The sequence below is a fragment of the Slackia exigua ATCC 700122 genome (assembly GCF_000162875.1).
GTDB lineage: Bacteria > Actinomycetota > Coriobacteriia > Coriobacteriales > Eggerthellaceae > Slackia > Slackia exigua.
The window spans coordinates 586,985-608,385 of record NZ_GG700631.1 but is presented as its reverse complement, the minus strand read 5'-3'; the positions used below and the strand labels follow the sequence as shown (position 1 = coordinate 608,385).

The window sequence follows — 21,401 nt, the reverse complement described above, 5'->3', positions numbered from 1 at the left end:
ATCAGGAGAACCCATGGAAACCGGCATCATAGGCGCGACGTTCGTCGCAGGACTGCTGTCCTTCTTCTCACCCTGCATATTGCCCCTGCTTCCCGTTTACATCGGACTGCTCACGTCCGACGCGAACGACCAGGAACTCGGCGGCGTGCAACGCGCGACGCGGACGATCGCGTTCGTGTTGGGCATCTCGGCCACGTTCCTCGTCCTCGGCCTGGGGGCCGGCGCCGTAGGGCACGCGCTTAGCAACGGCTACGTCGCCATCGCCTGCGGCGTCGTCATCTTCATCTTCGGCCTGCACCTTTCCGGATTGATCCAGATTCCTCTGCTGCAGCGGGAGAAACGCTTCGATACCAGCAAGCTGAACGTCCGCACGGTCGCAGGCGCCTTTCTGCTGGGACTCGGCTTCTCGTTCGGCTGGACGCCCTGCATAGGCCCTATCCTCGGCTCTGTCCTGGCGCTGGCGGCGCAGCAGGGCACCGCTGCGGCGGGCGCCGCGCTCACGCTGGTGTATTCGCTCGGCATGAGCATCCCGTTTTTGATCATCACCCTCGCTTCGAACGCGCTCATCGGCCGCGTGCGTTCGCTGAACCGCTATCTTCCCACCATCCAGCGCATCGGCGGCGCGCTTATTGCCATCATGGGTCTCTGGATGATCTTCACCCAGGTGCACGATCTTTCCGCGCGCTCCACCTCCATGGATGACGCCGCGCAGGAACAGTCCGCCGACGAGGGGATGGACGATATGAAATCCGATACCGCCTCGAAAGACGACGCCATGACCGAGACCGGCTCTGGAGCCAAGAGCGATCAGCAGGCCGGCAAGGACGGCTGGCGCCATGTCAAGCTCCAGGATGCGCACGGAGAAACGCATGAGCTTGCCGACTACGCAGGCAAGCCCGTCTACCTTAAGTTCTGGGCCAGCTGGTGCCCGACCTGCGTAAGCGGCCTCGATAATCTGAAGGCCCTGGCCGCGCAGCATGAAGAGGCCGGAGACGTGCATGTCGTCACGGTCGTGGCCCCGGGGCTGTCGGGAGAGATGAGCCAAGACGAGTTCGCGCGCTGGGCTCAGGAGCAGGGTCTGGACTTCGATATCCTGATGGACGGCCAGGCGCAGCTGTTCAGCGCATTCGGCGTGCGGGCGCTGCCCACTTCGGTGTTCCTGGACAGCCAGGGCAATGTGGTGCAGACGCGCACGGGAGATATCAAACCGCAGGAACTGGAGAAGATGATCTCGCAGCTTGAATAGCTTCGCGCGCAACGATGCAAGCGGGACGATGCGACCCTCGTTTACGCTCGTCGCAACCACCATTCTTCCATCGCCGCATCGCACCTGCGCAAAGACCGGAAAGGATCAGGTCATGAACGCACGAACCCGCATACGCGCCTTCGCCGCCCTTGTATGCGCCGCCCTCTTCGCAACCGCCATGCTGAGCGGATGCGATGCCCAGAGCTATCTGAGCAAGGCGACGGATTCGCACGGCATGAAAGGCGTCTCATCCGAAAACCCTACCGATACGATCAAGGAGGCAGACGTGAACATCGACTACGACAACCTGCATGACATCTACTTCGCCGGAGGCTGCTTCTGGGGCGTGGAGGAATACTTCTCCCGCATTCCCGGCGTGGCCGATGCCGTCTCCGGATACGCCAACGGCGACGCGAACGTCGCCCATCCCAGCTACGAGAAAGTGTGCACCGACACCACCGGCTATGCGGAGACCGTGCACGTCTCGTACGACCCCAAGATCGTGAGCCTGGACACGCTGGTGCGCCAGTACTTCAAGATCATCGATCCCACCAGCGTGAACAAGCAGGGCAACGACCGCGGCAGCCAGTACCGCACCGGCGTGTATTACGTCGATGAGGATGATCGCGCCGCCATCGAGAAGGTGTTCGACGACGTGCGCGCTCAGTACGATCGGGATGTCGTCACCGAGCTGGAGCCGCTCGGCGCCTGGTGCGAAGCCGAAGACTATCATCAGGACTATCTCAAGAAGAACCCGAACGGCTACTGCCATATCGATTTCAGCAGCTTGGATGACGTGAAGCTCGAATCCGGCGCCGACGGGGCCGAACCCTATGGCTACAAGGACGAGAACGGACGCGTGCGCGTGAACGAAGCCGCGTTCAGCCGTCCGGACGATGATGAGATCGCCCGCATGCTGACCGACGCGCAGTACGACATCACCCAGCGCGACGGGACCGAGCGCGCCTTCACCGGCGATTACTTCGACAACAAAGAGCCGGGCATCTACGTGGACGTGGTGACGGGCGAGCCCCTGTTCTCTTCTGAAGACAAGTTCGAATCGGGATGCGGGTGGCCCAGCTTCACGGCGCCCATCGATCCCGACGTCATCGTGGAGAAGACCGATATGTCCCACGGTCTGATGCGTACCGAGGTGCGCAGCCGCGTCGGGGATTCGCATCTGGGCCACGTCTTCACCGACGGTCCCGCCAAAGCGGGCGGCCTGCGCTACTGCATCGACAGCGCCGCCCTGCGGTTCATTCCTCTCGACAAGATGGAGGAGCAGGGCTACGGCATATTCATGGATCGCTGCGATTCCTACGGAGAGAGCACGAAGTGACGGAAGCACGCCGAGAATGGTCATGACGAAGAACGCTTAGAATGGGATTTCAGCCGGGTTTATCCGCCCAAGGCGCGCGAACGTTCTGAGGATCAGAGGAGTGCATGAAGGAACCGCCCCAGGCACAGCACCAGGCACGCATCCTGCTTGCCGACGACGACCCCGATATCCTCGAGGTCGTCAGCGTGCTGCTTGCGAGCGAGGGGTATCGGGTGGATGCCGCGCGCGACGGCCTGGAAGCGCTCGCTCTTGCGCGGCATCCTTTCGACCTGGCCATTCTCGATGTGATGATGCCCAAGGCCTCGGGTTTGGAGGTGTGCGAGCGTCTTCGCTTGTCCAGCAACGCGCCCATCCTGTTCCTGACCGCCCGCTCGCAGGATGCCGACAAGGTGGCCGGCCTTGCCGCGGGAGGCGATGACTACCTGGTCAAACCCTTTTCGACGCCCGAGCTTCTGGCTCGTGTGAAGGCCATGCTGCGCCGCTACCGTCAGTACGGCTCGGCCCAGGGCGCGCAGACGGGGGAAACGATCCAGGCAGGACCGGTGCTCATCGACACACGCGCGCGTCGCGTGAGCAAAGGCGAGACGCCCGTGGCGCTCACCGACCTGGAATACGAGGTCCTGCTCGCCCTCGCCCGCAACAGAGGCCGCGTCGTGTCTGCGCGCGAGCTGTACGAGAACGTGTGGCGCAGCATGTACCTTCCCCAATCGAACAACACCGTCATGGCGCATATAAAGAACCTGCGCAAGAAGCTCGAAGCCGATCCTCGCGATCCGCAGATCGTGCGCACGGTATGGGGGCGGGGATACACCATTGACTAATCCGATGAACAAGCTGGCCTACCGGCTCATCGCCTACGTAGCGATCGCGCTCGCCGTGGGGGCGGGGGTGTTTTTCGGTGCCAAGACCCTTGCGAACTGGGGAATTTCCTCCATCGTCGATACGCCGGCCGCCCAGGAGCAGCGCCTTGCGCGCGCAGCGGATTCGTTGCAAGACTACATCGACGAGCACGACGTCTCGCGTTCGGACAAGGCGGCGCTCGACGACTGGGTGACCCGCGAGCGGTATGTGATGCTGCAGGTCTACGGCGGCGATCGCATCCTGTACGACTCCACCATGGACGAGAATCTGGCATCCCTGGATATACCCGGCGGCGATTCGATGCAGTGGCAGAAGACCTTCGACGTGCGTTTCTCCGATGGCGAAGGCGAGGCCATGTTCTACGAATACTACGCGATGGGCGACGAACTGGCCGCGACCGCGGCATCCGGCGCTCTGGCGACCGCGGCTTTCGCGCTGGTGCTCGTGCTGCTGGTGTTTCGTAAGACGCGCTCCATCGGAACGCTTAACGACGAGGTCCATATCCTGGAGGGCGGCGACCTGGACTATCCGATCTCCGTTCAGGGAGATGACGAGCTGGGCGAGTTGGCCCGCAGCATCGACGATATGCGCAAGGCCGTCCTGGCCCGCCAGACCGATGAGGATGCGGCGCGCCGGCGCGACTACGAGCTCATTGCCTCGATGTCGCACGACCTGCGCAGCCCGCTCACGTCATTGATAGGCTATCTGGACATCCTGGCCATGGGCAGATGCACGTCGGAGCAAGATGAAAAGCGCTATCTGGAAAGCAGCAGGCAGAAGGCCTACCGCGTCAAGGAGATATCCGACGAGCTGTTCGAGCGCTTCCTCTCCCACGATGCCGATTCCTCGACCCGCTTGCTCGAGGAATGCGATTGCCGCTCGCTCATAGGCGCGCGCATCGAGGAAGGGTTTTTCGAGCTTCGAAGCATCGGCATGGAGGTTCAGGTAAGCGGAATGGAATGTCTCGAAGGGCTTTCCGTGCAGGCGGACCCCCGCGCGATTGCGCGCGCCTTCGACAACTTGTTCGGCAATATCAGGAACCATGGAGTCGCTCGGGGCGCCGTGCGCATCGCGTGCTCGCGCGCCGAAGACGGCGCATGCGGCATGCGTGCTGCGACGATCACGCTGGTGAATAGCGTGCGGGGCGGGGAATCGTCTACGCATGAGGGGGCAGGGCTGGGCCTGCGGGTCGCCACGTGCATTTTCGCACATGCGGGCTGGCGCCTCAGCGTTTCCCAGGCCGACCGCACGTTCGAAGCGCGTATCGACTTCGACGCACGGGAACGCGTCTGAAACATTGCGTTCTCCCTGGACCGATGCCGAAAAGGACCTTCATTCCCCTTTGTTCCTAATCCAATAGTCGCACTCGTCGAAGCCGTCTGCGACCGTATGATCCCGGTAAAGCGTTCCTCCGAGCGCTTCCATGACGGCCTTGTCCGTTTCGCAGAAATACGGCATGAGTTCTCCGTAACCGTTTTCCTTCGCGAAATCTGCGATGGGACATCCCACGAGATGGATGCTGATTCCCTCTTCGTGTCCCCGGGGGTTGATTCTCATTCCCCAGGCGTTGTTCCATGAGCTGTCTGCCTTGTGCTTGTTCAGCTTTCTCGCCCTCATGCCGAATAGGCCGTAGAAGAGTTTCTGTACCAGCTTGTTGTTGAGATCGAACCGTTCCAGCGGCTTCCTGCCGTTTCTCCCCGTCATCATCATGCCGTAGCACATGTCCGTGATTTCGTCGGGGGATAGGGAGCGTCCCATGCATTCGTAATAGGCGAATGCCGAAAGTGCGCCGTAGAAGTTCTTGGACATAGGGTTCTTCTCGCCGCCTATATAAGGGGCTTGATCGGCAAACGATTCATACATGCGGTTGATTTTTTCGAATTTTTCCTCAGCCTTTTCTTCAGTATAGCGTTCCGTTAAGCGCGCTCTGATCCATTCGGCGGATGCCGGTGGCATCGGGTAGGTCCCGATCGTCTCTTCCGATCGTTTCATGACGTTCCCTCCCTCATCAAAGCAAGGATGCCCTTTTCGTAGACCTTCCCTGTGGTCTCCATGCACCTTATGATCGTGTTCCTGTCCCTATCCGAGACGATGAGCCGGAAAAGGGTATGGATATAACCCTCCATCAGGACCTCGAGCGTCCGCCCTTCTATGTCGTGCATATCGCTTGATCCGGAGGATTCGGATGCGTTGACGATGGTCTTGGCGGCACGGCTCGCCAAGGCATCCAGGAATCCCTCGTATTTCGTTCCTTGAGAGCCGTTGACGATGAGGACCATGGCGTCTTTGTCCTGCAGAACCGCATCCACGATCTTTGGAATATGCCGGTAGTATGCCTCGCCCATCGTATGGAATCGCATCTTTTCAGGAAGGGCTTCTATTGCATCGCAAGCGCTGCCGAGCGCTTTCATCAATCGATCCGCCGTCGGGTCCGTGATGGCGTAGAACAGCTCTTCCTTAGAGGCGAAATAGCCGTACAATGCGCCGGATGTGAAACCTGCTTCCGAGGCGATCTTCCGCAAAGGAGCCGCTTGGAACCCGTAGGCAAGGAAATGCTTCCTCGCGCTCGCAAGTATCCTGTCCTTCGTTTCGATATCGCCGAGTTCCGATTGCTTTCGTCGTGCCATATCTCCTGCGCCGTTCCTCTCTATGTCGTGATATGCATCGTACGCTATCCATGTTTAATGTATCTTAGTTATATAACTTAGATACATTAAAGCACGATATGTCGGCTTCTGAAAGGGAGAATCGAAGAAAACGAGAGAACAGATCTTTGACGAATGAGGGAGATGTCGGCGGGTATCGGCCGCATCAGAGGTCGTCGAGGCAATACCCGCTGTCGCAGCATGCGGCCATGAACTCGCTGTCATGCGTGATGACCAGGACGCTTCTGCCCGTGCGCGCCGCCGCGGCAAGCTCATGCGCGATGATTTCCATGTTCGTGCCGTCGAACCCGCTCGTCGGCTCGTCGAAGATAAGCACGTCGCGATTCGAAAGCAGGGCGCAGGCGATGGCGAGCCGCTGGCGCTGGCCGCCCGAGAGGGCCGCAGGGTGCGCGTCCTTGAATTCGTAGAGCCCTAATCGCTTGAGCGCCGCACGGGCGCGCTCTATGGTCTCGTCGGTCGGCTTCGCGTCCAGAAGCAGCTCGTCCGCCACCGAACTCGTGAAGAACTGCGTGCCGGTATCGTTCGAGCAGAACCAGACGGACGTGCGCCGCTGCGCCCCACGCATCTTCTTTCCCTGTATGAAGACGGCTCCTCCGCTGGGGCGCGCAAGTCCCGAGAGAATCATTCCGAGGGTCGTTTTCCCTGCGCCGTTGCGTCCTGTGATGGCGGTCACGCGCCCTGGGTAGAAATGCAGGTCAAGATCCTTCCAGATGATTCGCCCTCCTCGTCTGCACGAAAGCCCGGTCGTATGCATCGACGGGTTCTCGCCGCGAGGAAGGGGCAGGTCGGGCTTGCGTACGGGCATCGGCGCCCGCAAGCCGCGCTGCCGACGTTCTCCCTCGTCCATCGAGCGCATCTCATCGGGCGTGAATTCTGCCAGGATGCGTCCGTTCTCGAGATAGACGTAGCGATCGGCCACGCCGTCGAGCCAGGCGAGGCGATGCTCGGCGACGACCTGGGTGAATCCTTCATTCTTGAAACGATTCACGATGCGTGCGAGCTGGCGTGCGCCTTCGGCGTCCAGGTTCGCGGTAGGTTCGTCGAATACGAGGGTCTTCGGCGCCGGGGCGCAGACCGAGGCGATGGCGACCCGCTGCTTCTCGCCGTTCGAAAGCGCATCGAGCGGACGGTCGCGGACATAATCGAGTTCGAGCTCGGCGATGGCGGCGTCGGTGCGGCGACGCACCTCGTCCTGATCCATTCCCAAGTTCTCGCAGGCGAAGGCTACCTCTCCAGGCAGCTCGGATGAGAAGAACTGGCTCTTAGGATCTTGGAACACGCTGCCCACGTGCGCGCTCGTCTCCCATGAAGGGGCGTCGGGCACCTTTTTGCCTTCAACCGTGACCGATCCTTCGAGCCTTCCTCGGTAGAAGCGGGGCGCAAGGCCGTTCATCAGCCGCGTCAGCGTGGTTTTCCCGCAACCCGATGCGCCGCAGAGCACCACGCACGCGCCTTGGGGCACATGCAGGTCTATGTCGACGACGCCGTGGCTGCCGCCTTCGTATCGGAACGTGACGCGGTCGAGACGGATCACGGCTTTGCTCCGGTCACGAGCAAGAACAGGGCGGTTCCCGCCATCCAGACGGCAAGCCAGATCGCATCCCGTGCTTCGCACGGCCGCCCGTAATAGCTGCTTCGAATGCCGTTTCTTTCCGCTCCGCGCGCGATGGCCGACACGGTGAGCTGGTCGGCTATCTGCAGGCACCGCAGCATAAGGGGCACGATGACGTATTCGCCGCTTGCAGCGGGGTGGGCGATCATGCGGGAAGGAGCGGTGAGGGATCGGTTGCGCATGGACCGCACGATGCTCGAGAGCTCGGAGGCCATGGTGGGGAAGAAGCGGAACACGACGAGCACTCCCAGGATGAGGGCCACGGGCGCGTGCATCTTGGACAGAAATGCTGAAAGATCGCCTGGCGGGGTGGTGACGAGATCCCATCCCACCACGATGACGGGCGACATGCTCCAGAGCAGAAGAACGTGGAATTCCGAGAACACGATCATATGCAGCCCGTGGAATCGGATGAGGAAGAGCAGGAGCGCGAGTACGGCGTAGGTCATCGCGAAGGATAGCGCCAGACGCGTCCTGCCTTGCATCGCTACGTAAATCAGCGACAGCAGCGTGGGAAGGTAGAGCATGGACAGGGCGCTCGTCAGCGTCGAACAGGCCAGCACGCACGCGAATGCGCAGAGCTTGACGGGGACTTTCAGCGACCGGCCGTCCGACACCTTACAGCACGCCTGCCTTCTTGAAATGCGCGCGCACGAGCCGCGTGCCGACGACTGCGCCGAGAAACGCCAGGACCAGGGTGAATAGCACGATGAACGTAATCCAGAACGGGTCGGTATAGTAGTGCAGGTAGGCATCCACGTAGCCCTGCTCCATGCCCGATTTCATGGCGAAGGCGTAGTACGTATCCCAGAAGAACAGGATGGGAAGGAAGTTGGTGCCTTGGTGCAGAAGCCCGTTGACGGACCACGAGGCGATGACCTTTCGAGTGTCCTGATACGCATCCTGCTTGATCAGGATGAGTTCGGAGATGACGCCTACGAGGATGAACCAGGGGGCCAGATACCAGTTTCCTGATATCAGGTAGGCGATGCCCACCATGGTGGCGTATATAAGCGTGCAGCCGTGCTTGCCCACGCGCGTCGCCAGGAGCACGTACACCACGCCGCATGCGAACGCGGAGAACGACGTCGACAGCACCATGCTCACGAAGTCGTTGGGCATGCACACGAGGTTGATCGCGATTTGGATGACGATCATCAGCATGCTGATGAGCACCGTGGAGATGACGTCCCTGATCGTCCATCTGCCATCGTTCATGCGGGGTCCTTTCTTTCGGGTATGGACGGTCGGCGCGTGTTACGTGAGTCTGATCAGCCCTTCCCATCCGCTGTTGAAGAATGCGGCCAGCTGCTGGACGTATTCGAGGGCCCGTTCGCGCGTCATATCGTGGACGACGGTCTCGAATACCGCCGTGAAGTAGGCGCTCGTGATCATGTGGTGCAGGTCATGGTCGACCTCGCCTTCGATCTTCCCCTGCTCGCGAAGCCGGCCGTAGTAACGTTCGGTCTGGTCCACGTCAAGCTCTACCAAGTCGTGCACGTAGGAGGAGAAACGGGTGCCGTCCGAGCAGCACAGCACCAGCTTGAACGCATCGAAGTTGTCGTAGACGTAGTTCACGAAATGCAGGAGGTATTCCGTCGACAGGCTGCGGCTTTCCGCCGCGCGATCGTCGGGTATGAGGTCGAAGTGCGCATCCTGGGCCGCTTTGAACTGATCGATCAGGTTATCGGCAGCGGGTCCGGCAAGGGCTTCGAACAGCGCCTCTTTGCTCGGGTAGTATCCGTAGAAGGCGCCTTGGGTGAACCCTGCCTTCTTCACGATGGCACGAAGTGAGGCGCCCTTGAAACCATGCTCGAGGAATTCTTCCTTGCCGACCGCGAGAATCTTCTTCTGCGTCGCGCTCAATTCGGCCATGGTTCGATCGCGCCTCTCTCTTTGCGGACGTCCGCTACGGATATAGCACTGATATATATCAGTGCTATATCCGTGTGTCAAGGTTCGAGAAGATATCGTCGAGCATCACCTTCATCGGTTAGGGGCGACGTTCGATCCTTCTTGTTCGCGCTGCCGAGCAAAACGCAGGGCGGCCGAAGGAAGCGGCGGCCGAGCGGACATTCCCGCCGGCCTTTCGCCTCCTTCGGCCGCCCCGATGCGGTCTTCGATGCCTCTACGTCAACGGCACAGGCACTGCTGCCATCACGATGAGGAAACGCAGCAGGAAGCCGCCGATAAGCACGCCCGCATCCGCAGCAGCGCCTATGTAGTGCGCCGGGGGAGTTTCCTCGAACGCGGGCTTGGCGATGAACAGCAGCCACGTCTCGACCGCCGAGGGCGCCGCAAGGCCCACCACGATGAAACCGATCCAGAACACGGGCGCCCAGCTGCCGCATACGAGGCTTGCAACCGATTGCGCGCCCGCGACCGAGTTGTAGCTCGTGATGAAGCACAGCGAAGCCACCAGCACGATCTCGACGATCGGGAAGACGTAGTGGAACTTCTTGAGCACGCCCGCCTCATCGAACTCCTCCGGGAACTTCAGCGCGCCTACGAGCAGCACCGAAGACATGCCCGTCGAAACCGCCGAAACCAAGAACAGAACGGGCAGCAGCGCATTGTTCCACAAGGGGAACGTTCGGCATACGCCAAGCAAAGCTCCCGTGTATGCGCCCACGCAAACCGCGAACACGACGCCCGCGATTTCAAGCCATGCGGGCACGCGCTTTTTCAGGCAGTCGAGCAGAAGCGCGACGAGCGCGATGAGCACGAATGCCGCCAAGAACACGACGCCCCAGGTCATAACTGAAAGCGGGTTATGCAGGAGCAGCGCGAAGCGCAGCGGGTTATGCAAACCCGCTTCCGCGTCGAACATCAGCAAGAACAGGCCGACGATCACCACCGCAGGCGCGATGATATGCCCTGCGAAACGCATTCCTTCGGCTTCGGGATGCTTGAATCGCAGGAACGCCGACGCGATGAACGCGCCGCCGCCCAAGCCTGCAAGGAAGAGGTACCACGCAATAGGTGCGCCCCAAACCGGTTCGAATGACATATTCGCCCACCTACCTTACGTAGAAGATCTTCGATTTGGTCGCATCGCCCAGAAGAGGGGTCGCATGCGTCGCGGCGAGCATCCTGGACACATCCGAATCCGGATCGTCCAGGTCGCCGAACGTACGCACGCCTGCCGGGCACGCGGTCACGCAGGTCGACATCTCGGTGCCATGCAGCGCGCTCACGGTGCAGAACCGGCATTTGTCGACCGAGCCTGTGCGTTCGTCGACCACGCGCGCCCGGTACGGGCACGCCGCCATGCAGTATTTGCATCCGATGCAGCGGCCGTGGTCGATGCACACGATGCCGTCTTCGTTGGTATACGTCGCGCCCGTGGGGCAGACCGTCTGGCACGGCGCGTCTTCGCAATGCATGCATTGCGAAGGAATCACCTGCAAGGAAGCCGTGGGGTACGTTCCCGATTCGGCTTCGGAAAATTTCACGAACGGCATGCTCGCAGGCACGTCGTTCTGGTTCTGGCACGCCAAGCGACAGGCGCCGCAGCCGATGCACTTGGTCGTGTCGATCACCATTCCGTATCGGGCCATAGCCTATGCACCGACCTTCCTGATCTCGACGGGCGTCTCGCATACCATGCCCGCGCCGGTCGCGGCTTCGCGTGCGCGCGGCACGATGTCCCACACGCTTGCGCCGAATCCGGCAGCGTGCGTCATCTCCTTCGAGCCGATGCCATAGTGAGGAGGCACATACACCGCTTCGGGGCTGATGAGGTCGGTCACGCGCACCTTCACGCGAATCGTGCCCGCGGAGGTGGAAAGCTCGGCCTCGTCGCCGTCGGCGATGCCGAGGCCATCTGCCGTCTGCGGATTGAGCCATGCGCGCTGGGCCGCCATGTCCTTCGCGAACGCCGCGATCATTTCGGCATCGGCGGTATAGGTGCGCATCTGCATGCTCTGGGCACCCGTGATAAGGCGCGGCATGCCGTCGTCCGGCGCCGTCTCGGGGTCGGTATATCGGGGAACGCGATCCAAGCCCGCCTGCGCGAACGCGTCGCCTGCGAACGGGATCCTGCCCGATTCGGTGCCGATGGCAGGCGCGTCGCCCGCATGCACGGCAGCGTTCGGGATGGCGCAGCATGCGGTATCTTTCAGGCCGTCGAGCGTAACGCCGTATGCCTTGCACAGCGCATCGTTCACGTCGTCGAGCCCGAAGGCGAAATCGTCGCCCTTGCCGCATGCCGTCGCCAGGTCGGTGAAAATCCGATGCACGGCGCGCGCTTCGCCTGCGGGCGCCACCACCCGGTTGCGCTTCTCGGCAAGCGACCACGCGGCGGCAACGGGAGCGACCACGCTCTCCGCCTCAAGGTACGTTGCAGCGGGCAGCACGTAGTCGGCCTTGTGCGCGGTTTCGGTGAGCACGGAGTCGACGACCACCTTGAAGCCGATGTTGTCGAGGTCTTCTTCCACCTTCGCGGAATCGGGCCAGTCGGCCGCAGGATCGCACTCCACGAACAGAGCGACGTCTGCGCCTCCCTTCGCGGCGGCTTCCAGGGCTTCTTGGCAGCTCGCGACGCTGAGACCGTCTGTCTGAGCGATGCTTTCGCCTGCGGCGGTGACCTTCGTGAACGGGGCGTTCTCGAAGACGCTCTCGTCGATCGCGGGAATCTTCGCGAGGAACATGCCGCCTGTCTGGTTCACCGCGCCGAGCATGGCGTTGAGCAGCACCGCGCAGCGAACCGTTTCGAAGCTCGTCGCATAGCCGCAGCCCAGAAGCATGCCCGGGCGAATATCCACGTGGCAATGCGGAGCGGCCTTCACAAGGCCTTGCGCGGCGGCGTGCACCGCGTGTTCCGCGACGCCGCATTGCTCGGCGGCCCATGCGGGCGTGTAGCGCAGCATCGCGCCGCGGAATTCTTCGAAGCCTTCGCCATAGCGCGCGACGAAGTCCGCGTCGAAGGTGCCCTCGAGCGCCACCTTGCCCATGATGCCCAGCAAGAATGCCAGCTCAGAGCCGGGGCGCACGGCAACCCATTCGTCGGCGAGCATATCTGCGCCCGCATAGCGGGGATCGACGGCCACCACGGATCCGCCGTTTTCGCGCGCCTTCGCGAATTTCTCCACCTCGGCAGGGCGAACCGTCTCGTCGCCGCTTGCATCGAGCACGACGGTGTATTTCGAATTTGCCGTGTCGAACACCGGCGTGGCACCCAAAAGCGCTGTATACGCCGCATCGATGTCGGCGTTCACGAGCGCGGAATCGTCGAAGTAATTCGGCGAACCCACGGCTGCCATGAAACGCTTGGCATACCACGCATCGGTTGCGCGGCCGTCTTGGAACAATGCCGTCTTTCCATCGGCGCCGGATATATGGTCGGCGATATCGGCAAGCGCATCGTCCCAGCTTACGTTCGTGAAGCCGCCCTTGCCGTCAGCCTTCAGGGGTTCGAGCACGCGGTCTTCGGAAGTCGTGAGCGATGGCAGTCCCTGCCCGCGGCCGCACAGGTATCCGCCGGAATGCGGATGGCCTTCGGCGCCCATGAAGCGCCACAGCTCCTCGTCGCGCACCCATGCTTCGATGCCGCATGCGTTCGCGCAGCCCGCGCACAGCGTCGCCGTCGTGTATGTGGCCAGATCATCTGAATCCGAGGACTCAGGTTGCGAGGAAGAACAGCCCGTCGAGGTGCCCAGAGCGGCCAATGCCGCGCAGCTGGCACCCGCGGCGAGGAATCCTCGCCTCGTCATCATGTCGTCCATGATGCGTCCTTTCTCAAGCAAGTCGAATCGGTCGCGAGGTTAATCCTCGGGGAACAGCGTCGCCGTGCGGACGATTCCCTTGTCGATCGCCTCTTGGGCGATGTCTTGCCAATCGACGAACTTGATGGCCCCGTTGGGGCATTGCACGGCGCAGCGGCCGCACGCGATGCACTTCGTGGATTTGCCGCTGGCCGGATCGATCTGCGGCATATTCCACGGGCATGCTTCGTGGCACAGCCCGCAGCCGATGCATGCGTCGGTATCGACCACGCGCGCGCCGGTTTTGGGATCGGCGTAGATCGCGTGCACCGGACAGTTCCTCATGCAGGCGGCTTCCTTGCACTGCTTGCAGTGCTCGACGGTGAACTGGCAGTTGCGGTAGATTCCGTCAGGGCCGTTCGAACCTTCGCCGTAGTTGTAGTTCTGCCACACGCGCACGCGCGCAGTGGCCTGGCATGCGCGGCCGTCGTTGCGCAGCGAGCACATGAGCTCGCATCGCTGGCAGCCCGAGCACCGGGCGCGATCGGTCACGATGAGCTTGGTCGGCGTCACGTCGACGGCCACCTGGCCGCGCGCGATCGTATCTTCGACGACGCCCCATTTCGCCAATGCGCCGCCGGCGATGAGGCCGATGAGGCCGATGCCGACGCCCCCGGCGACGACTTGACGGCGGGTGAATTCCTTGGGTGATTCCTTGGCAGCAGGTTCGGCCTGCGGCTCTCCAGACAGAATCGTTTCCCCCTTCTCGTCCATCGAGAGTCCCTCCTTTTTGCGCTTCTCTTCGATTGACGCACGATTCCTTGCACGCTTCGCACGCATCGCATAGTGAGGGAATGCGCTCTGCGGATGTCCCCTCAATGGGGATAAAAGTCCTGTTGAATGCACAATACCCTACAACAAGGTACACGCATGGCGGGCCATGGGGCACACTAGGATCGACCGCATAAGGGGGTCAATCGCACACATGTCCTCGCACGCACGCTTCAATGTCACAGCAAAGACTTGGAGAAAGACATGGAAACCGAAAACGTCTCCTATGGCTGGCAGGGCAAGATAGCCCGCGTGAACCTGACCACGGGGGAGATCACCACCCAGTCCACCGACCCATACAAGTATTTCCTGGGCGGCATGGGTCTTGCGAATAAGATCATGTATGACGAAGTGCCTGCAGGCACCGATCCGTTCAGCCCGGAAAGCAAAGTGGTCATGGCCGTGGGCCCGCTTACCGCATCGGGCACGCCCTTGGCGGGCCGCACCACGTTCTCGCATCTGTCGACGTTCACCACCGACCACCTGGTCGTGGATTCCCACTGCGGCGGCATGATCGGCGCGAAGCTCAAGATGGCCGGCTGGGACGCCCTCGTCATCGAAGGCGCTTCCGACAAGCCCGTGTACATCAGGATCCTCGACGACCAGATCAGCATCGAAGACGCTTCCGACGTATGGGGCATGGGGACCCGTGCCGCCACCGAGGCGCTGTGCCGTCGCGAAGGCAACGGCTTCTGCGTGGCCACCATCGGGCCTGCCGGCGAAAACCTGCTGCCGTACGCCTGCCTTATCAATTCGCGCAATCATTCCGCAGGCGCCGGCCTGGGCTCCATTCTGGGTTCGAAGAAATGCAAGGCCATCGTCATCGAGGGCAACGGCAGCGTGAACGTGGCCCATCCGAAGGTCGTCGCCGCGCTTTCCGACTACATGATTTCCGGCATCGTGGGTTCGAACAACAACCATGTGGTGCCTTCCACCCAGCAGGAGTGGGCGGAATTCTACGACAAGGGCAGCCGTTGGACCGCGCGCAAGGGTCTGTACTGGGCGCAAGCCGAAGGCGATCCGATCGAGACCGGCGAGCCGAAGCCCGGCGAGCTCAACACCGTGGGCTATCGCTGCATGAAGACGACCAAGGACGACGGCCCCGAAGCCGAGAAGTACACCATCAAGATGAACGGTTGCCACAGCTGCCCGATCCACTGCTATTCCGACATGCGCATTCCCGGTTCGGCCGAGCATGGCGGCTACGAGATCACGGGCAACACCTGCGTGCCGAATTTCCCGTTCAAGTACATGATCAAGATCCTCGGCGAGAACACCCAGGTCGAAGACAACTCCGAGGACTGCGTCATCTGGAACCAGGTCATCGGCTCCACGGTTGACGATCTGGGCCTGTGGTGCAACTACGCGCAGCTCTACCGCGACATCGCGCACTGCATTTCCAAGGGCATCTTCAAGCGCGTGCTGCCCGAAGAGGAGTACGACCTGTTCGATTGGGACGCCTTCAAGAACAACGATCCGTCCATCATGGTGAAGATCCTGCGTCACATCGCGCAGAACGACAACGAGATGAGCTATATCGCGCACGGCGACATCGTGTGGTGCGAACGCTGGGACGATATGGAATGGTTCGACACAACCGCGAGCTGCCTCATCAACTACCGCGGCTGGCCCGTGCACCATGCGCACGAATGCTTCGGCCAGGTGGGCGCCGTGTACAACATGATGTTCAACCGTGACGACATGATCCATTCCGCCGTGAACTTCCAAGGCTGCGGCCTGCCTATCGAGAAGAAGCGCGAAATCGCAGCCGAGCTCTGGGGCGGCGAAGACGCCATCGACGAGACGAAGAACTACTCGCCCATGAACGAGTCCAAGGCGAGGTTCTGCTGGTGGTCTATCGTGACCGACGTGCTGCACGATTCGCTCACGCTGTGCAACTGGGTGTGGCCGATGGCCATGAGCCCGTCGAAGTCCCGCGACTACCGCGGCGACCTGGACTTGGAAGCGAAGTTCTACAAGGCCGTGACCGGCGAGGACATTACGACCGAAGAGCTCTACAAGCGCGGTGCGGCCATCATGACCCTGCAGCGCGCCAACACGATGCGCGGCATGGGCACGAGCGACTTCCGCAACGTTCACGACGTCTACACCGAGTGGCCGTTCACGAAAGATCCCGATATCGAGCCCTTCACGGCCGGCACCGACAAAATGGAGAAGGAAGATTTCCAGACCGCTCTTACCATGGTGTACAAGGAATTCGGCTGGGACGAGAAGACCGGCGCTCCCACTGCGGAATGCCTCGATGGGTACAACCTGACCGATGTGAAGGAAGACCTTCGGTCCAAGAATCTGCTCTAGCGAACCTCCTGCGGACGGCACGCCCCCCATGCCGTCCGCATCCGGGGGCGCCGCGCCTTTAAGCGCGGCAGAAAGCCATCAGGGTGCAGAAAGAGCCTGCCGTGCAATGCGGCAGGCTCTTTGCGTGATAGAGACGTGTGGCGGGCAGGGGGGTCGGACGCAGCCCCTTACGACCGGAAACGCGCGATGTCGATAAGGCCGAAGTTCCGCAGCTGATCAATGCAGCTTTTCAGGATCCGTAAGGTCTGGTCGATATCGGCCTCGCTGGTTTCGTCGGAAAGCGAGAACCGCAGGGCGCCTTGGGCACGTTCGGTAGAAAGCCCGAGCGCTGTAAGCACATGCGAGGGTTCGCCCTCGCGGCTTGCACAGGCGCTTCCGCCCGATGCGCATACGCCTCGCTCGTCGAGCAGCTCCACGAGCGAGGCGGAGTCAACGCCCTCGAACGATATATCGAGCGTGCCCGGCACACGTGGTTCGGCACCGTTTATGCAGGTGCCGGAGATCTCTTCGAGAATACGCCGCTGCAGCTCGTTTCGCAGACGAGCGATACGCCGGGCATCCTCCGCCATGTTCGTGCAGGCTTCCTCGGCCGCCGCCGCCATACCGACGATGCCCGCTACGTTTTCGGTGCCGCCGCGCAGGCCGCGCTCTTGGCGCCCGCCGTCCATGAGGGGCTCCAGAGGCGCCCCGTCGCGCGCATAGAGGAACCCCACGCCTTTGGGTCCATGGAATTTATGGCCCGAGACGCTGAGGTAGTCGACGTCCAAATCGCGCACATCCACGGGAATATGGCCGAACGCCTGCACGGCGTCGCAATGGAAGCGTGCGTCTGCCGCATGCGCCGCGCGTGCGAGGCGCGCGACGGGCTGGATAGTGCCCACCTCGTTGTTCGCGAGCATCGCCGAAGCCAAGTCGGCACCGTGTCCGAGCGCTTCGGCGAAGGCGCGTTCGTCGACGAATCCCGTTTCGCCGACCGGCACGTAGGCAACGTCGAAGCCGTCTTCGTGCAGGGTTCGCGCGCTGTTGAGCACGGCGGGGTGTTCGAATGCGGTGGTGACGAAACGGCCTTTGCGGCCCTTCGTCCGAGCCTGCGCATGCATGCAGCCCTTGATGGCCCAGTTGTTCGATTCCGTTCCGCATGAGGTGAAGTACACCTCATGCGGATCAGCGCCTATGAGCGCGGCGATGCCGGCGCGAGCTTGCTCGACGGCGGCCCGTGCCATGCGCGCCTCGGCATACAGGGACGAAGGGTTGCCGAATCCGCCGCGCAGATACGGTTCCATGGCCGCGAATGCGGCATTCGATATGCGCGTGGTGGCGGCGTTATCCAAATAGACGCGTCGTTGCGCGTCGGCCCGATCGCCCATGGCGTCTATGCATCCGCTGCCGCACGATGGCGGTAGGCGATCTGCAGGTCGACCATGGCGTCGCGCAACGAGCAGTTCTCGCACATCACGCAATCGAGCGATGCATCGTCGCAGGCATGCGGACGCGCACCCATGTCTTCATAGGAAGCGCCCTGGCGTATGAGGAAATCGCCGCACATGCCGCGCACGGCGCAGGCTCCATAGCGCGCGGTGTACGACTTGTCGCGCGGCACGGCACCGCGGGCTTCGGCCAGCGTTTCGGCGGAGATGGCGGCAGCCTCTTCCACCGTCTTGCCTTCCATCCAATATGCGGCGGCGCAGCCCGAGGCGATCATCGCCAAGCAGCCGTGCGCGCGGTAGCCCGCCCGCTCGATCACGTGCGTTGCAGGATTCACATGCGCGAACAGCTGCACGGCGATTACCCCGTGCTTGGCCGAGCCCGCCATGCCGATGGCGTTCGTATCTTCGGGCACGCCTGTTTTCGCGACGTCGGCCACAAGCGCGAGCGCCTCATCGGAATAGCCCTCGGTGTCGCGGTCGTTGTCGGTCTGGAACACGTCGCGCGTGCGAATGTACGGTTTGCCGACGGGCGCGCCTCCGAGCATGTCTTCCGGTTTCATCGATTCCCCCTTTGCGACGCTTCGCATGCGCCGACTTCTCTCGTCCTTCGGCTCTGCCTGCGTGCGGATCCGAAGCGATGCATCGCGTCGTTTCCTTATACGTTCATGTACCGTTCGACCGAATACCATTCCGCCAAGGCCTTCGCCTGCGCGTCGGAAAGGTGGTCGGACGAATAGAAATACCGCTCCCCATTGCTTGCCGTGCACGTTCGGATGTCGGAGTAGGCATCCGATTCCTGCACGGCCTGCCACGCCTGCGCGATGCGCTCGGCATTCCAGCGATACGGCTTGCTCGAAAGCGACGTCGCGAGCATCGGGCGCGGATACATGCGCGATTCGGCGCGCGCATTGTCGGCCAACGTGAGCGCATCGTCGCCTTCTTCGGCGAGGAAGGCCCAGTGGGCGTAGGCATCGGTCATGAAATCGGACGAATACAGATAGGTTTGCGCGCCTTCGAGCACCTTGATGTCGTCGAGCTGCCATGCGGGCGTCTCGGATTCGGATGCGCTGCGGTTGTCGTTGATATCGGCATTCTCTCCATCATCGATAAGCGTGTCGGAGGTTTCCGTGGTTCGGTCGTCTTCCGATGCTCGCGTGCCTTCTTGCCTGTCTCCGGTTTCGATGCTCTCGTCTGCCGCGCCCGCAGACGAAGCCTCCTCGCTCATCGCGGCCTGGGCGGCGATGATTTCATCGAAGACCAGGTCTGAAAATTCCACGGGCGTCAGATGCACGGGCACGATGCCCTCGGCGGCCCACGTGCCGGGCGTGGTGAGCTTTCCTGTATTCGAGCGTGTGCGAATCATGTCGAACGCCGCCGCAAAGGCATCGTGCTCGGCTTTCGCCTGCCGCTCTTCCGGCGAAAGCTCCTCTTCGAGCCGATTTGCCAGCTCCGCCTCCCGCTCGGGATCGCGCAGCCCCGCCTCTTCCAAGCTCGTCGCACCCGTTGCGGCGAGCATGCGTGCGAGGAACTCTTCTTCGGGCGTGCGTTCGAGGGGCGATGCCTCGGTGCTCTGCGGCGACTCTTCGGCAACATCCGTATCGAACTCGGCCTTTTCAGAATCTTGGACGGTCTCATGCGATTCGATCACGAGCGTTCCTCCTTCCGCATTCGTGCTTCCATCCTGTCAAAACGTTTGAAAACGGAGCATTCTTCGATGTTTTCCATCGTGCCTGTCGCTACACTGCATCTGTACCCTCTTTAAGGGGTATTTGGGGGACATATGCCGGCAAGGCATTCTTCAACAGGGTAGCTTGCAGGGTATACGGCAAACTGCCGAAAAGGGGACTTGGGGGAGTCACCATGAACGCAACCGCACCGAAGGCCGTTCCTGGCGAACGTCCGGATCATTTACGCGTGAGCCGCGAGCAGATAGCTGCGCTCGTGCCCACCATCCTGGGATTCATGATTTCGCGTTCAGGCGTGATCGTGTCGTCGTACAACAGCTATGCAAGCACCGATAACGGCCTGTTCACCGATGGAAGCACCCTCATCGTCATGATGCCGCTTCTGATCGCGCTTCTGTGCTTGGGAATCACGAACGCGATCGTTTCGAAGACGGTGACGATCACCATCACGCTCGTCTGCATCGCCTGCGAGAGCCTTGCCCTGTTCGGCATCGCGTTTCTGGAATGCATTCCCGGCTCGCAGGGGATCGAGTACCTCGTGCTGAGCTCCGTGTCGACGCTCAGCGCGTGGCTGTGCATGTTCTATTGGCTGCGTCGCTGCCGCAATACCACCTGCGCCGTGGCCATCATCGTGGTGTTCTCCGCCTTCGCCATCAGCGAGGCGTTGCTGTACGCGGCGTGTTTTCTCCCACGCGAACTGCAGTGCGGCATGTTCGGCGCGCTATGCCTCGTGCAGTACGCGCTCGTGCGCATGGCGCGCAAACGTCCGCTGCCCGAGACGTCGTCCATCGTGTCGAAGGCGCGCGGCTACTTCCATTTCGCCGAAAAGAAGGCCGACAGCGTGAGCTTCCTTGCCGTCATCGCGCTGGGCACCTTCATGATCTCCATCGTCATCGGCATCCTGAAAGGCTTTCCTTCCGGCGAGCCCATTCGCTTCGGCGCTTTCACGCGTCTGGCATACACCCTGATCACGATTTCCTTGCTCGCAAGTTTCATCGTGGGCATGATGCGCGGCAAGAATATGATGACCGTGTACATGTGGATCGCGATGCAGGTGCTGGGCTCATTGGCGCTCATCGCGTTCGCGGTGTTTCCCGAATCGCTCGACATCGGCGCCATTTTCGTGAATGCCATGAACATTCTCATGTCGTGCTTCATGTCGTATCTCATCATCGCGTTTTCAAGCCATGGGCATCGCGACTTCTATTACTATGCGTTCGGCGCCTGGGCCGTGTTCTTGCTGCCGCGCTCGCTCATGCGTGTTGCGAGCATCCTCACATTCAGCGATCTTCCTTCGACCGTCCTGCCTACCGCCATCGCGGGCAGCCTGCTGCTGCTTTCGGCGCAGTTCGTGTTCGTGCAGTTCCTTGGGATCGAGCGCGATGAAACCAAGGAGAGCAGGGCGGCGGCCAAAAACGTGCAGCGATTGCTGGGCATCAGGGAAGAGGCCGCGCCCGGCACCGAAATGAGAAAGGCCATCGTGCGCGAGAGCGCCAAGGCCATGCAGGAGCAATTCATGCTCTCCAACCGCGAAACCGAAGTGCTGACGCTCTACGCCATGGGGCTCACGCAGGCGAAGATCGCCGAGGAGCTGCGCATCGCGCCCGGAACGGCGCATACGCATGTGAAGCGCATCTATTCGAAGACCGATCTGCATTCCCGCCAGGCGATCCTCGACTACATCGAGCAATACGCGGATTGATCGGTTTT

The 21,401-nt window shown here is 61.7% G+C and carries 19 protein-coding genes; 6 read left to right on the top strand and 13 right to left on the bottom strand.

The features are described 5' to 3' along the window. Positions 1–13 precede the first annotated feature (13 nt). The 4 genes from HMPREF0762_RS08710 (at position 14) to HMPREF0762_RS08695 (ending at position 4,739) form a co-directional block, all read left to right on the top strand. On the top strand, positions 14–1,246 hold the full coding sequence (locus tag HMPREF0762_RS08710; RefSeq protein ID WP_006363314.1) for a cytochrome c biogenesis protein/redoxin: 1,233 nt from the start codon (positions 14–16) through the stop codon (positions 1,244–1,246). Between the two features lie 112 nt (positions 1,247–1,358). Beyond that, positions 1,359–2,585 carry a peptide-methionine (R)-S-oxide reductase MsrB gene (msrB, locus tag HMPREF0762_RS08705; RefSeq protein ID WP_006363313.1) on the top strand — a complete coding sequence of 409 codons (1,227 nt, stop codon included), beginning with the start codon at positions 1,359–1,361 and terminating at the stop codon, positions 2,583–2,585. 104 nt (positions 2,586–2,689) lie between these two features. Continuing rightward, a complete protein-coding gene (locus HMPREF0762_RS08700) occupies positions 2,690–3,406 on the top strand; it encodes a response regulator transcription factor (RefSeq protein ID WP_006363312.1) in 717 nt (238 codons plus the stop codon). Next, positions 3,399–4,739, top strand: coding sequence for a sensor histidine kinase (locus tag HMPREF0762_RS08695; protein ID WP_245935515.1), 1,341 nt, complete (start codon positions 3,399–3,401; stop codon positions 4,737–4,739). The genes HMPREF0762_RS08700 and HMPREF0762_RS08695 overlap by 8 nt, the downstream gene beginning before the upstream one ends. Before the next feature lie 39 nt (positions 4,740–4,778). Here the strand turns inward: HMPREF0762_RS08695 and HMPREF0762_RS08690 are convergent, their stop codons facing one another. The 10 genes from HMPREF0762_RS08690 to HMPREF0762_RS08645 all read right to left on the bottom strand — a co-directional run bounded on the left by HMPREF0762_RS08690 (position 4,779) and on the right by HMPREF0762_RS08645 (position 14,203). Beyond that, positions 4,779–5,504: an L-2-amino-thiazoline-4-carboxylic acid hydrolase gene (locus HMPREF0762_RS08690; protein WP_245935516.1), complete on the bottom strand. Its 726-nt coding sequence runs from the start codon at positions 5,502–5,504 to the stop codon at positions 4,779–4,781. Continuing rightward, positions 5,435–6,073: a TetR/AcrR family transcriptional regulator gene (locus tag HMPREF0762_RS08685; protein ID WP_006363309.1), complete on the bottom strand. Its 639-nt coding sequence runs from the start codon at positions 6,071–6,073 to the stop codon at positions 5,435–5,437. The genes HMPREF0762_RS08690 and HMPREF0762_RS08685 overlap by 70 nt, the downstream gene beginning before the upstream one ends. A 184-nt stretch (positions 6,074–6,257) precedes the next feature. After that, on the bottom strand, positions 6,258–7,646 hold the full coding sequence (locus HMPREF0762_RS08680) for an ABC transporter ATP-binding protein (protein WP_006363308.1): 1,389 nt from the start codon (positions 7,644–7,646) through the stop codon (positions 6,258–6,260). Beyond that, complete coding sequence (locus HMPREF0762_RS08675; protein WP_006363307.1) at positions 7,643–8,341, bottom strand: energy-coupling factor transporter transmembrane component T family protein; 699 nt, start codon at positions 8,339–8,341, stop codon at positions 7,643–7,645. The genes HMPREF0762_RS08680 and HMPREF0762_RS08675 overlap by 4 nt, the downstream gene beginning before the upstream one ends. A gap of 1 nt (position 8,342) precedes the next feature. Further along, entirely contained in the window at positions 8,343–8,942 is a 600-nt protein-coding gene (locus HMPREF0762_RS08670) for an MptD family putative ECF transporter S component (protein ID WP_006363306.1), read from the bottom strand. 39 nt (positions 8,943–8,981) lie between these two features. Continuing rightward, the gene (locus tag HMPREF0762_RS08665; protein WP_006363305.1) at positions 8,982–9,599 is read right to left on the bottom strand and encodes a TetR/AcrR family transcriptional regulator; all 618 of its coding nucleotides are present in this window, start codon (positions 9,597–9,599) and stop codon (positions 8,982–8,984) included. A gap of 253 nt (positions 9,600–9,852) precedes the next feature. Continuing rightward, entirely contained in the window at positions 9,853–10,734 is an 882-nt protein-coding gene (gene nrfD / locus HMPREF0762_RS08660; RefSeq protein ID WP_006363304.1) for an NrfD/PsrC family molybdoenzyme membrane anchor subunit, read from the bottom strand. 10 nt (positions 10,735–10,744) lie between these two features. Continuing rightward, entirely contained in the window at positions 10,745–11,284 is a 540-nt protein-coding gene (locus HMPREF0762_RS08655; protein ID WP_006363303.1) for a 4Fe-4S dicluster domain-containing protein, read from the bottom strand. A 3-nt stretch (positions 11,285–11,287) separates the two neighbouring features. Further along, positions 11,288–13,450, bottom strand: a complete 2,163-nt coding sequence (locus HMPREF0762_RS08650) for a molybdopterin-containing oxidoreductase family protein (RefSeq protein WP_006363302.1) — start codon at positions 13,448–13,450, stop codon at positions 11,288–11,290. A gap of 39 nt (positions 13,451–13,489) precedes the next feature. Continuing rightward, positions 13,490–14,203: a 4Fe-4S binding protein gene (locus HMPREF0762_RS08645; RefSeq protein WP_040619500.1), complete on the bottom strand. Its 714-nt coding sequence runs from the start codon at positions 14,201–14,203 to the stop codon at positions 13,490–13,492. Between the two features lie 261 nt (positions 14,204–14,464). Between HMPREF0762_RS08645 and HMPREF0762_RS08640 the strand changes: the two genes are divergently transcribed. Further along, positions 14,465–16,579 (top strand): aldehyde ferredoxin oxidoreductase, encoded by a 2,115-nt coding sequence (locus HMPREF0762_RS08640; protein ID WP_006363300.1) that lies wholly within the window; start codon positions 14,465–14,467, stop codon positions 16,577–16,579. A 167-nt stretch (positions 16,580–16,746) separates the two neighbouring features. Here the strand turns inward: HMPREF0762_RS08640 and HMPREF0762_RS08635 are convergent, their stop codons facing one another. The 3 genes from HMPREF0762_RS08635 to HMPREF0762_RS08625 form a co-directional block, all read right to left on the bottom strand. Continuing rightward, positions 16,747–17,946 carry a cysteine desulfurase family protein gene (locus tag HMPREF0762_RS08635; protein WP_006363299.1) on the bottom strand — a complete coding sequence of 400 codons (1,200 nt, stop codon included), beginning with the start codon at positions 17,944–17,946 and terminating at the stop codon, positions 16,747–16,749. A gap of 5 nt (positions 17,947–17,951) precedes the next feature. Next, positions 17,952–18,566 carry an iron-sulfur cluster assembly scaffold protein gene (locus tag HMPREF0762_RS08630; protein WP_245935517.1) on the bottom strand — a complete coding sequence of 205 codons (615 nt, stop codon included), beginning with the start codon at positions 18,564–18,566 and terminating at the stop codon, positions 17,952–17,954. A gap of 95 nt (positions 18,567–18,661) precedes the next feature. Beyond that, a complete protein-coding gene (locus HMPREF0762_RS08625; RefSeq protein WP_006363297.1) occupies positions 18,662–19,654 on the bottom strand; it encodes a hypothetical protein in 993 nt (330 codons plus the stop codon). Between the two features lie 212 nt (positions 19,655–19,866). On the opposite strand from HMPREF0762_RS08625, the gene HMPREF0762_RS08620 reads away from it, so the two are divergent. Beyond that, complete coding sequence (locus HMPREF0762_RS08620) at positions 19,867–21,393, top strand: LuxR C-terminal-related transcriptional regulator (protein WP_006363295.1); 1,527 nt, start codon at positions 19,867–19,869, stop codon at positions 21,391–21,393. The last annotated feature ends 8 nt before the right edge of the window (positions 21,394–21,401 follow it).